Genomic DNA, 12117 nt, shown 5'->3' with positions numbered 1-12117 from the left:
CCCTGACACCTTCCACAGGACCGGCAATTCCCGTGATCACGCTCGGCGCACTCAACGAGATCGGTGACATCCGCCACGCCTTCTTCACCCGCACCGGCGGCGTGTCGCAGGGCATCTACGGTTCGCTCAACTGCGGCTTAGGATCGGGCGACGCGCCGTCGGCGGTGGTGGAGAACCGGGCGCGCGCCATGGCGCGGCTGGACCTTGAGGCGGACCGGCTGACCACCTGCTACCAAGTCCACAGCCCGACCTGCGTGGTGGTGGAGAAGCCCTGGACGCCCGACAAGGCGCCGCAGGCCGACGCGATGGCGACCCGCGAGCCCGGCATCGCGCTGGGGATCCTCACCGCCGATTGCGCACCGGTGCTGTTCGCCGACTCCAAAGCCCGCGTCATCGGCGCCGCGCACGCCGGATGGAAGGGGGCCAAGGGCGGCGTGCTGGAAGCCACCGTCGACCGCATGGTCGAGCTGGGCGCCAAGCGCGAGCGCATCGTCGCCGCCATCGGCCCGTGCATCGCCCAGCGCTCCTACGAAGTAGGGCCGGAGTTCCCGGCGCCGTTCCTGGAGGAGAGCGCCGAGAACCGCGACTTCTTCGCCCCGGCGCGCAAGGAAGGGCATTTCCTGTTCGACCTCGGCGGCTACGTCGCCCAGCGCCTCGCCTTGTATGGCGTGGAGATGGTGCAGCGCTGCCCGAACGACACGGTGGCCGAGGAGGACCGCTTCTTCAGCTACCGCCGCGCCTGCCTGCGCGGCGAGAAGGATTACGGCCGCGGCCTGTCCGCCATCGTGCTGCAGCGCTGATGGAGACCCTGGTGTTCAGCGACGCCGCCCTGCTGGGCCGCCTGGACGGCACCGGCAGCCTGTCGGTCGCCTGCGGCGACGTCACCGGCGACGGCACGGCCGACCTCGTGATCGGCGGCGGGCCGGGCGGCGGGCCGGCGGTGCGCGTGTACGACGGCAAGACCTTCGGGGAGGTCGCCCGCTTCGACGCGTACGAGCCCGGCTTCACCGGCGGCGTCCGGGTCGCCGTCGGCGACGTGACCGGCGACGGGATCGCGGACGTCGTGACCGGCGCCGGCCCCGGCGGCGGCCCCCATGTGAAGGTGTTCGACGTCCAGGGCGGCACCCAGACGCAGAGCTTCTTCGCCTACGAACCGAGCTTCCGGGGCGGAGTCGCGGTGGCCGTGGCGGACGTCACCGGCGACGGGCGCGCCGACATCGTCACGGCCGGCGGACCGGGCGGCGGACCCAACGTGAAGGTCTTCGGCGGCGGCGAGCCCGGCCTGGCGCCGGACGCCGACTGGTTCATCTTCTGAGAGACCCGGCGCCGTTTCCGCGGGCGCGCGGCAGCCATGCAACGTCCGTGACGATCCGCTGTTATTCCGGGCGTCATAGAACGTTTACAGGCGACGGACCCTTTGTTATGGTCCGCCGCGTTTTCAAGGGGGCCTTCGGCGCGACCAGCCGTTGCCCCCTTAACCTGTTCCCATCAGAAGAGAGCCGACCGCAATGAAGGTGCTTGCCGGCAACAGCAACCGTCCGCTGGCCGAGGCCATCTCCACGTGTCTTGGTGTGCCGCTGACCAAGGCGAGCATCCGGCGCTTTTCGGACATGGAAGTGTTCGTCGAGATTCTGGAGAACGTGCGCGGCGAGGACGTGTTCGTCATCCAGTCCACCTCGTTCCCGGCGAACGACAACCTGATGGAACTGCTGGTCACCATCGACGCGCTGAAGCGCGGCTCGGCCCGGCGCATCACGGCGGTCATTCCCTACTACGGCTACGCCCGGCAGGACCGCAAGACCGGCCCGCGCACGCCGATCTCGGCCAAGCTGGTCGCCAACCTGATCACCATGGCCGGCGCCAACCGCGTGCTGACCATGGACCTACACGCAGGCCAGATCCAGGGCTTCTTTGACATCCCGCTGGACAACCTGATGGCCGCCCCGGTGTTCGAGAAGGACATCAAGGAGACCTTCGGCTCCACCGACGAGATCACCGTGGTGTCGCCTGACGTCGGCGGCGTGGTGCGCGCCCGGTCGCTGGCCAAGCGGCTGGAGGCCGACCTCGCCATCATCGACAAGCGGCGCGAGCGCGCCGGCGTGTCGGAGGTGATGAACATCATCGGCGACGTCGAAGGGCGCCGCTGCATCCTGGTGGACGACATCGTCGACTCCGGCGGCACCCTGTGCAACGCCGCCGTGGCGCTGATGGACGCCGGGGCCAAGTCGGTCGGTGCCTACGTCACGCACGGCGTGCTGTCCGGCGGCGCGGTCGCCCGCGTCGCCGTGGCCCCCATCGACATGATGGTCACCACCGACAGCATCCAGGCCACCGAGGCGGTGCGCGTCAGCCGCAACGTCCGCCAGCTGACCATCGCCCCGCTGATCGCCGAGGCGATCATGCGCATCAGCGAGGAGCGTTCGGTTTCCAGCCTGTTCTCGTAACGGCGGTTTCCGGCCCGTTTCAGCCCCTCCGCCGCGCCCGCGGCGGAGGGGTTTTTCGTGCTGCCTTCACGTGCGGGACGACTCCCCTTGACGGGGGGTGCGCGCGCGGATAAACAGCGCGCTTCAACGCGTCAGCACCCCTGGAGGCTGGCGCCCTTTTCGTTTGAGGAGAACACCATGACCGAAGTTATCGCGCTCGCCGCCGAGGCGCGCGGCCGGGCCGGCAAGGGGACCGCCCGCCAGACCCGCCGCGACGGCCGCATCCCCGCCGTGATCTATGGCGGCAAGCAGGCCCCGATCACCATTTCGCTGGAGCAGATCGGCTTCACCCGCATCCTGCACAAGCCGGGCTTCTTCACGCACCTGTTCGACGTGACCGTCGATGGCGCCACGCACCGCGTGCTGCCGCGCGACGTGCAGTTCCACCCGGTCACCGACGTTCCGCTGCACGTGGACTTCCTGCGCGTCACCGGCGACACCCGCATCACCGTGCAGATCCCGGTCGAGTTCGTCGACCAGGAGAAGTCGCAGGGCCTGAAGAAGGGCGGCGTGCTGAACATCGTGCGCCACGAGATCGAGTGCACCTGCGCCGCCGACAGCATCCCGGAGCACATCACGGTGAGCTGCGAGGGCTTCGACGTCGGCGAGTCGATCCACATCTCGGCGGTGAAGCTGCCGGAAGGCGTGAAGCCGACCATCGACCGCGACTTCACCATCGCCACCATCGCCGCGCCGTCGGGCCTGAAGTCCGAGGCCGCCGAGGGCGAGGCCGCCGCGTCCTGATCGGGTTCGGCGAGGGGGTTTTCGCGGCCCCCTCGCCCCTCCCCTTCCCCATAAAGACAGTTTCCCATGCTGCTGCTGGTCGGTCTCGGCAATCCCGGCGCGGAATACGCGCGCAACCGGCACAACATCGGCTTCATGGTGGTGGAGGCGATCGCCCGCCGCCATGGCTTCTCGCCGTGGAAGAAGCGTTTCCAGGGGCAGACCGCCGAGGGCGCCGTCGGCGGCGAGAAGGTGCTGGCGCTGGAGCCGCTGACCTTCATGAACCTGTCCGGCCAGTCGGTCGGCGCCGCGCTGCAGTTCTTCAAGATGAAGCCCGAGCAGGTCGTCGTCATCCACGACGAACTCGACCTGCCGCCCGGCAAGATCCGCGTGAAGAAGGGCGGCGGCCACGGCGGGCACAACGGCCTGCGCTCCATCGACGCCCACATCGGCAAGGAATACTGGCGCGTGCGCCTGGGCATCGGCCATCCGGGCGACAAGAACCAGGTGTCCAACTACGTGCTGCACGACTTCGCCAAGGCCGACCAGGCGTGGCTGGAGCCGCTGACCGACGCCTGCACGGATGCCTTTCCCCTGCTGGTTCAGGGGCAGGCCGAGAACTTCATGAACAAGGTGACGCTGGCGATGCCGTCCATGAAGTGACGGCGAGCGCTACAGCAGTTCGGCGGCTAGTTTCAGACGCTCGGCGACGGCGCGCAGCCGCTTGTCGCGGGTCCATAAGAATGCTCCGGGCGTGAGCCTGACGGCGGCCAGCAGGTGGACGTCGACGTAGCCGATGCCGAGCCCAAACAGAGCGTTCTGGTCGATGAAGCGCAGCACCTCGTCGTCCCGCGCCACGGTAGCCTGCGGCAGGTCCTGGAGGGCGCCCAGGACGACGTCCCGCTGCCTCAGGCTGCCCAGAGCCAGTTCGCCGGTAACGAACGGATGCGCCAGCATGCGCCCGCCTTCCAGAAGACGCACCAGAGCCGGGTCTGCGTTGCGCAGGTGGTCGATCCAGACCGACGTGTCAACCAGGATCATGCGGGCAGGATCATACGGGATCGGGCCGCCGGCGAGGGGCCGCTTCCACGTCGGGCTCCGTTCCGCCCAGGCGGGCCAGACGCTTGGCGCTCTCGCGCTCGATCAGCGCCTTCAGCGCTTCGCGCACCAGGGCCGACTTCTCCGTCAGGCCCGTAAAAGCCTGCGCCTTGGCGACCAGTTCATCGTCGAGCGCCAGCGTCGTGCGCATGGAACATTCCTCCGTCGAGACCCGAAAAATGGCATTGGTCGATGTGCCTTGCAATGCCTGACGGCCGAGCGCGCCGCTCCCTCCCCCCACGTGCCGTTTGCCTTTTGCGGCGGGGCGTAGGATAAAGCGCCGGTCCGGGACACACGACGAATCGAAGACGCACCCCATGGGTTTCAATTGCGGCATCGTCGGCCTGCCGAACGTCGGCAAGTCGACCCTGTTCAACGCGCTGACCGCCACGCAGGCGGCGGAGGCGGCCAACTTCCCCTTCTGCACCAAGGAGCCGAACGTCGGCCGCGTCGGCGTGCCCGACCCGCGGCTCGACAAGCTGGCGGCCATCGCCAAGTCGCAGAAGACCATCCCCACCCAGCTCGAATTCGTCGACATCGCCGGGCTGATCCGCGGGGCGTCCAAGGGTGAGGGCCTGGGCAACCAGTTCCTGGCGAACATCCGCGAGGTGGACGCCATCGTCCACGTGCTGCGCTGCTTCGAGGACGACGACATCACCCACGTCGAGGGCGACGTCAACCCGATCCGCGACGCCGAGGTGGTCGAGACCGAGCTGATGCTCGCCGACATGGAAAGCCTGGAGCGGCAGATCACCAACCTCCAGAAGAAGGCCAAGGGCGGCGACAAGGACGCCAAGATCAAGGCCGACCTGATGGAGCGCGCGCTGAAGGTCCTCCAGGACGGCAAGCCGGCCCGCGTGGTCGAGCTGGGCGAGGAGGAGAAGCCGGTCTTCAAGCAGTTCATGCTGCTGACGGCCAAGCCCGTGCTGTACGTCTGCAACGTCGAGGAGGCCTCGGCCGCCACCGGCAACAAATTTTCCGAGCTGGTCGCCGGCAAGGCGAAGGCCGAGAACGCCGGAATGGTCGTCATCTCCGCCGCCATCGAGTCCGAGGTGGCGCAGCTGTCCGACCCGGAGGAGAAGGCGGAGTTCCTGGGCTCCATGGGCCTGGAGGAGACCGGCCTGAACCGGCTGATCCGCGCCGGCTTCACGCTGCTGGACCTCATCACCTTCTTCACGGTGGGCCCGAAGGAGGCGCGCGCCTGGACCGTGCGCCGCGGCGCCAAGGCGCCGGAGGCCGCGGGCGTCATCCACACCGATTTCGAGCGCGGCTTCATCCGCGCCGAGACCATCGACTACGACAGCTTCGTCAATCTCGGCGGCGAGCAGGGTGCGAAGGACGCCGGCAAGATGCGCCAGGAAGGCAAGGAGTACGTCGTCCAGGACGGCGACATCTTCCACTTCCGCTTCAACGTCTGACGGTCGCATGTCCCCTCCCCCGCCCAGCGGGGGAGGGTTAGGGTGGGGGCAATAGCCCTCTCGGCGCTTCCCTACCCCCAAATCCGCGCCGACCTTCCTCTTCCAGGCCACGGCACCGCTTCGGAAAACGCGATAGTCTGCGGGACCACGATCCCCGCCGACATTCGCCACCCCCGAAGAGGTTTCGATGCGTTATCGCGCAGAAATCGACGGTCTCCGCGCCGTCGCCGTCGTGCCGGTCGTCGTGTTCCACGCCGGTCTTACTCCGTTCGCGGGCGGGTTCGTCGGTGTCGACGTCTTCTTCGTCATTTCGGGTTACCTGATCACCGCCATCATCGCGGCGGACATCCAGGCGGGGACCTTCTCCGTCGCCGGCTTCTACGAGCGCCGCATCCGCCGGCTGCTTCCGGCGCTGGCCGCCATGCTGGCCGTCTCCACCGCGCTGGCCTACCTGCTGTTCCTGCCGCAGGACTTCCGGGAGTTCTCGGAAAGCCTCGTCGCCTCGGTCTTCTCCGTCTCCAACATCTTCTTCTGGCGGCAGGCGGGGTACTTCAACGAGCAGGCGATCCTGAAGCCGCTGCTGCACACGTGGTCGCTGTCGGTGGAGGAGCAGTTCTACATCGTCCTGCCGCTGGTGCTTCTGGCCGTCTACAAGCTGCGGCGAGGGGGCTGGGTGCCGGTGCTGGCGGTGCTGGCCGTGCTGTCCTTCGCGCTGTCCGTCGTCGGCGTGGCCAAGCGGCCGGACGCGGCGTTCTACCTGGCGCCGACGCGCGCGTGGGAGCTGCTGCTGGGCTCCCTGCTCGCCGTGGGCGCGGTGCCGACGATCCGCAACCGGCTGGCGAACGAGGCGGCGGCCCTGCTGGGCCTGGGCCTGATCGGCTGGAGCGTCTTCACCTTCACCGAGATGACACCCTTTCCCGGCGCCAACGCGCTGTTCCCGTGCCTGGGCACGGCGCTGCTGATCCATGCGGGCGGCGACACGGCGGTGGGCCGGGTGCTGGCGCTGAAGCCGATGGTGTTCGTCGGCGCCATTTCCTATTCGCTGTACCTCTGGCACTGGCCGCTCCTGGTCTTCGCCTCCTACTACCGGTTCGAGGGGTTGAGCGCGCTGGACACCGCCGCCGTGCTGGCCGCCACCATGATCGCCGCCACGCTGTCCTGGCGCTGGGTCGAGCGGCCGTTCCGCAGCGGCGACTCCATCCTGCGCGGGCGCCGGGCCTTCGCCCACGCCGCCGCCGCGGCGGTGCTGTTCACCACGCTGGGCGCCTACGGCCACGCGTCGGACGGCTGGGCCAGCCGCTTCAGCCCGCGCGTGGCAGCGGTCGACGCCTTCGCCGCCAACCGGCACGAGGATCCGCAGCGCTGCCAGGACCGATCCCCCGCCGACGTGGCGCAGGACCGGCTGTGCACCATCGGCGCGCCGGACGCGCCGGCCACGTGGCTGGTGTGGGGCGACTCCCACGCGTGGTCGATGAACGCGCAGTTCGACGAGGCGCTGCGCGACCTGGGCCAGAAGGCCATCGTCGCCAGCTACAACGGCTGCGTCCCGCTGTTCGGCGTGCGCCGCGTCGCCTACCAGGGGCCGTGCCTGGAGTTCAGCGAGAGCGTGCGCGCCCTGGTGGCCCGGCACGGCATCCGCAACGCGGTGCTGGTCGCCTATTGGACCGGCTACTACCACGACACGGTGCAGGCCGACGTCGCGGCGCCGGAGGTGACGGACACGGCCGCCGTGCTCAACCGCGCCCTGGCCCGCACGCTGGACGAGTTGGCAGCGGCCGGCGTGAAGATCCACCTGGCCGACCCGCTGCCCGGTTCCCGCCACGCGGCCCCGCGCGCCATGGCCGCCAGCCTCGCCTGGCAGCGGCCGATCGACAACGCCTTCACGCTGGACGAGTACATGGCCCGCAACCGCGACTTCTTCGCCACGCTGGAGGCGCACGGCAAGGACGTGCAGGCGCGGCTGTCGCTGTGGAAGGTGATCTGCGGCGACGGGCGCTGCGCCTACGACCGCGACGGAGCACCGCTGTACTTCGACGACAACCACCCGACCCGCGACAACTTCGGCTTCGCACGCGACCACGTGAAGTCGTTCCTGCGCGGCGACCGTTCGTTCGCCGAGAACCGCTGACGGAGGCCGAACCATGCAGTCCATGGCCACGCAGAAAACGATCGAGTTCCTGGAAAAGGCGGCCACCGTCCTGGCCATCGTCCTGTTCTGCGGCACGGTGCTGCCGTCGCTGCTGACCGGCGACCGGACGGGGGCCGACCAGGACTCGCCGGGCGCGATGATGGTCTTCGTCGGGCTGTACGTCATCATCATCGGTATGGTCTGCTACCGGCCACGGCTGCTGGCGCAGATCCCCACGGTGACGCCGATGATGTCGCTGCTGACGCTGGCGGTGTTCGCGTCGGTGGCTTGGTCCATCTACCCGGACGTGACCATGCGCCGGGCGGTGGCGCTGCTGTTCACCACCGTGTTCGGCATCTACATGGCGCTGCGCTTCAGCTTCGTGGACATCCTGAAGCTGCTGGTCGTCGGCACGGCGATCACGATGTTCCTGTCCTTCGCCGCCATCGTGGCGATGCCCGACATCGGGCTGGACAGCGAACAGCACGTCGGCGCCTGGAAGGGCATCTTCTGGCAGAAGAACGTCACCGGCCGCATCATGGTGACGCTGATCACCTGCCTTCTCTGGCTGGAATGGCTGGGCGAGGGGCGGCGCTGGGTCAACCGCGGGCTGCTGGCGCTGGCCTTCGTGCTGCTGGTCATGTGCCGGTCGGGCACGTCGCTGATCACCGCCGTGGTGGTGCTGGCCGTGATGCTGGGGGCGGGGCTGGTGCGGTCCAACATCCGCGTCTTCATGCTGACCCTGACGGTGGCGGGCCTGGGCATCCTGGCGGCGATCCTGGCCGGACCGATGATCTTCGAGGCGGTGCTGACGCTGCTGGGCCGCGACGCCGGTCTGACCGGCCGCGACCTGATCTGGGAACACGTGCTGGCGACGCTGGACAACAATTTGATCCTGGGCTTCGGCTTCGGCGCCTACTGGTACGGCCCCTACGCGCCGGGCAGCTATTTCGTGATGAACTGGGGCATCACCTCGGCCCACAACGGGTGGCTGGAGCTGATGCTGGACCTGGGGGTGCTGGGCCTCGTCATCATGGCGCTGCTGATGGGGCAGATCCTGGTGCAGGCGTTCGTCGCCATGCGCTACAGCCCGCGCCCGATGGAGCCGGCGTGGGCGCTGGCCATCGCGTGCACGCTGCTGACCATCTCCGTCTCCGAAAGTGTGTTCCTGGGCCGCCACTCGCTGACCTGGGTGGTGCTGGTCATAGCCGCCGTGCGGCTGGTCATGCACCGGCGCACGCTGCACGCCGCCCCGCCGCTGCACCCGGCCATGGCGATGCCGCCGGGGTAGAGTGCGGCGCGCCGCGGACGATCCGATCCGCCAGGCTTTGGTTCATCACGAAGCAACAAAGGGGACAAAGAGCACGAAGAGGCTTCGCACCGGACGCGCGCCGGCCGCCAGCGAACCCGCTCTTTGTGCCCTTATGTCGCCTTTGTTGCTTCGTGATCCCAAGAGTTTCACATCGGCGCGCCTCCGTGCGGGGCGCGCCTTTTCTTTTGTCTCCTTCGGGTTGCCCCGACCCGTGAAGCATAGGACCGCCCGCGGTGCAGGATACGACCATCCTGGAAGCGGCCATCCTTTCACACCGCAGAGTATCCACGGGATTATTCATGGATCTCACCGAGCGTTCTCGGCAACCCCTCGGGCTATAATACTCATTTCGATTTTACGAATAAGTGTCCGTGCCGCACAGTAAAGCCCGTACGAAGCATTTCCATCGTCAGCCCAGCGTTGCCAACAACGGCCGGCCGTCCGGCCGCCGCCCTTGCGCACGGCAGCGTTCCCTGACGCCTGAGGAGGGGTAGAACGGTGCACGAGGTTCTCATTGCGGATTCCGGCCTCCAGGATCTGGCTTTCTTGCTGGGGCGCCGGAGCAGGGACGTGCGGGTGGTCCTGGTCTCCGATCAGGTGGACGCGCACACGGTTCTGGCAGCCGCGCTGGCCGAGCGGCCGGCGGCGGTGCACCTGCTGGCGCACGGCGAACCGGGCCGTGTGCTGCTGGGCGCCGACCCGATCGACGCCGCCTCGCTGCTCGACCGGCACTGGCCGGCCGCGGCGGGGACGGAGGTGCTGATCCACGCCTGCCGCGTCGGCGAGGGCGCGGCCGGCCAAGCCTTCCTGAACCGCCTGTCCTACGCCACCGGCGCCACCGTCGCGGCGGCGACGCACCCGGTGGGCCACGCGGCGCTGGGCGGCCAGTGGGAGCTGGACGCGACGACCGGCCCGGTGCGCCTGTCCGCTCCCTTCCTGGGGCACGAGGCGTGGCCGCACCTGCTGGGCGAGATGACCGGCACCACCGCCGCCGACACGCTGACCGGCACCACGGGGGCCGACACCATCTCCGGCTTGGCGGGTGACGACACCATGTCCGGCCTCGCCGGCAACGACGTGCTGTACGGCAACGAGGGCAACGACACGATGCACGGCGGGCCGGGCGCCGACGTGTTCTACGGCGGCGACGGCTACCAGGACGAGGTCAACTACGTCACCCCCGAGCATGCCCCGATCCTGATCAACCTGGGCAACCTCGCCGCCAACCAGGGCGACGCGGCCGGCGACACCTACCACGACGTCGAGCTGATCGTCGTCGGCGACGGCGACGACACGCTGATCGGCGACGAGAACCGCAACTGGTTCCGCGGCCACGACGGCAACGACATCGAAAGCGGTGCCGGCGGCGACGACATCCTGGAAGGCGGCGACGGCTTCGACACCCTGCACGGCGGCGACGGCGCGGACGTGCTGTACGGCCGCGACCAGTCCGACACGCTGTACGGCGACGCCGGCAACGACACGCTGGTCGGCAACGGCGGCCAAGAGTGGATGGACGGCGGCGGCGGCGACGACGTGCTGGTCGGCGACTGGGAAGCCGACACCATGATCGGCGGCGACGGCAACGACACCTTCTATTCCGGCGAGAACTCGGCCCCCGGCTGGACCGAGCCGCAGGCCGACAGCATCGCCGGCGGGGACGGCGACGACCGCCTCGTCCTCCTCGTCCAGGCGGACGCCGGGACCGTCGCCTTCAACGGCGGTGCGGGGACCGACACGCTGGAGATCACCTCCGATCCCTTCACCACGCCGGACTGGAAGGTGATCACGCCCACGGCAATCGACATCTCCGGCATGACGCTGACGGGCGTGGAGCGGTTGGAGCTGACCGGTGCGGCCCCGCACGACGTGACCATGACGGCGGCCCAGGCGGGCGGCTTCAGCGCCATCGCCGGGGTGGCGAACGGCGACGTGTTCCACGTCACGGGGCTGACCCTGTCGGGCAGTGCGGGCACCGGCGACGGCACCACCGTTGGCGCCAACCAGGTGCAGGTCGAGGAGGTGGGCGGCAACACCGTGCTGCACATCGGCATGGACAGCGTGGCCGGCGCCGACGCCGCCATCACCATCGCCGGCAGCTTCGCCGCCTCGCGCTTCGCGCTGAACGGCACGGACATCACGGTGCAGGCGGGCAGCTCCGAACCGCCGCCCCCGCCCGCCACGATCTCCATCGCCGCCACCAGCGCCGACACGCTGGAAGGCAACGCCGGCACCACGCCCTTCACCTTCACCGTCACCCGCAGCGCCGCCACCGGTGCGGCCTCCGTCGACTACGCGGTGAGCGGGTCGGCGGTGTCGGGCGGCGACTTCGGCGGCGCGCTGCCCGGCGGCACCGTCAGCTTCGCCGACGGCGAGGCGTCGAAAGTGATCACCATCGCCGTGGCCGGCGACAGCACGGTGGAGGATGACGAAGGCTTCACCGTCACCCTGTCCAACGCCAGCGGCGCCACGCTGGGCACCGCCACGGCCAACGGCACCATCCGCAACGACGACAGCGCGTCGAGCGGCGGTGGCGACACCGGCGGCGGAAGCACGGGGGGTGGGAGCACGGGTGGCGGTTCGAGCGGCGGCGGCTCGACGGGCGGCGGTGACACCGGCGGGGGCGGCAGCGGTGGTGGCGGTGGCGGTTCGACGCCGACGGTGCCGACCGAACCCACGGTGCCGGCGGCGCCGGACGCCGTGCAGGGCTCCCCGGCCGACGACGTGATGACCGGCGGGGCCGGCAACGACATCCTGTACGGCGAGGCCGGCAACGACAGCGTGACCGCCGGCCTGGGCGACGACGTGCTGTATGGCAACCAGGGGACCGACCTGCTGTACGGCAACCTGGGCATGGACACGCTGTTCGGCGGGCAGGACGCCGACACGGTGTTCGGCGGCCAGGACGCCGACGTGATCTACGGCAACATGGCCAACGACGCGCTGTACGGCAAC

11 protein-coding genes are annotated in these 12117 nt (G+C 69.3%); 9 read left to right on the top strand and 2 right to left on the bottom strand.

What is annotated here, in order from left to right; all coding sequences use genetic code 11:
* Positions 1-32 precede the first annotated feature (32 nt).
* The 5 genes from pgeF to pth all read left to right on the top strand — a co-directional run bounded on the left by pgeF (position 33) and on the right by pth (position 3869).
* On the top strand, positions 33-800 hold the full coding sequence (gene pgeF, locus VED21_RS20460) for a peptidoglycan editing factor PgeF (protein ID WP_324885452.1): 768 nt from the start codon (positions 33-35) through the stop codon (positions 798-800).
* Positions 800-1315: a VCBS repeat-containing protein gene (locus VED21_RS20455; protein WP_324885450.1), complete on the top strand. Its 516-nt coding sequence runs from the start codon at positions 800-802 to the stop codon at positions 1313-1315. The genes pgeF and VED21_RS20455 overlap by 1 nt, the downstream gene beginning before the upstream one ends.
* A 193-nt stretch (positions 1316-1508) precedes the next feature.
* Entirely contained in the window at positions 1509-2444 is a 936-nt protein-coding gene (locus tag VED21_RS20450; protein ID WP_324885448.1) for a ribose-phosphate pyrophosphokinase, read from the top strand.
* Positions 2445-2621: 177 nt separating this feature from the next.
* On the top strand, positions 2622-3227 hold the full coding sequence (locus VED21_RS20445; protein WP_324885446.1) for a 50S ribosomal protein L25/general stress protein Ctc: 606 nt from the start codon (positions 2622-2624) through the stop codon (positions 3225-3227).
* A 66-nt stretch (positions 3228-3293) separates the two neighbouring features.
* The gene (gene pth, locus VED21_RS20440; RefSeq protein WP_324885444.1) at positions 3294-3869 is read left to right on the top strand and encodes an aminoacyl-tRNA hydrolase; all 576 of its coding nucleotides are present in this window, start codon (positions 3294-3296) and stop codon (positions 3867-3869) included.
* Positions 3870-3878: 9 nt separating this feature from the next.
* Here the strand turns inward: pth and VED21_RS20435 are convergent, their stop codons facing one another.
* Both VED21_RS20435 and VED21_RS20430 read right to left on the bottom strand, forming a co-directional pair.
* Positions 3879-4247 (bottom strand): type II toxin-antitoxin system VapC family toxin, encoded by a 369-nt coding sequence (locus VED21_RS20435; RefSeq protein WP_324885442.1) that lies wholly within the window; start codon positions 4245-4247, stop codon positions 3879-3881.
* A 10-nt stretch (positions 4248-4257) separates the two neighbouring features.
* On the bottom strand, positions 4258-4455 hold the full coding sequence (locus VED21_RS20430; RefSeq protein ID WP_324885440.1) for a type II toxin-antitoxin system VapB family antitoxin: 198 nt from the start codon (positions 4453-4455) through the stop codon (positions 4258-4260).
* A gap of 166 nt (positions 4456-4621) precedes the next feature.
* Here VED21_RS20430 and ychF point away from each other — a divergent pair, with 166 nt between their 5' ends.
* The 4 genes from ychF to VED21_RS20410 form a co-directional block, all read left to right on the top strand.
* The gene (gene ychF / locus VED21_RS20425; RefSeq protein ID WP_324885438.1) at positions 4622-5722 is read left to right on the top strand and encodes a redox-regulated ATPase YchF; all 1101 of its coding nucleotides are present in this window, start codon (positions 4622-4624) and stop codon (positions 5720-5722) included.
* Positions 5723-5909: 187 nt separating this feature from the next.
* Complete coding sequence (locus VED21_RS20420) at positions 5910-7850, top strand: acyltransferase family protein (protein ID WP_324885436.1); 1941 nt, start codon at positions 5910-5912, stop codon at positions 7848-7850.
* A 13-nt stretch (positions 7851-7863) separates the two neighbouring features.
* Positions 7864-9141, top strand: coding sequence for an O-antigen ligase family protein (locus VED21_RS20415; RefSeq protein WP_324885434.1), 1278 nt, complete (start codon positions 7864-7866; stop codon positions 9139-9141).
* Between the two features lie 519 nt (positions 9142-9660).
* Positions 9661-12117 (top strand): DUF4347 domain-containing protein (locus VED21_RS20410; RefSeq protein ID WP_324885432.1); only part of this gene is annotated, 2457 nt, incomplete at its 3' end.

Source organism: Azospirillum sp., from assembly GCF_035627195.1.
Lineage (GTDB): Bacteria > Pseudomonadota > Alphaproteobacteria > Azospirillales > Azospirillaceae > Azospirillum.
This window is presented reverse-complemented; position numbering and strand designations above follow the sequence as displayed.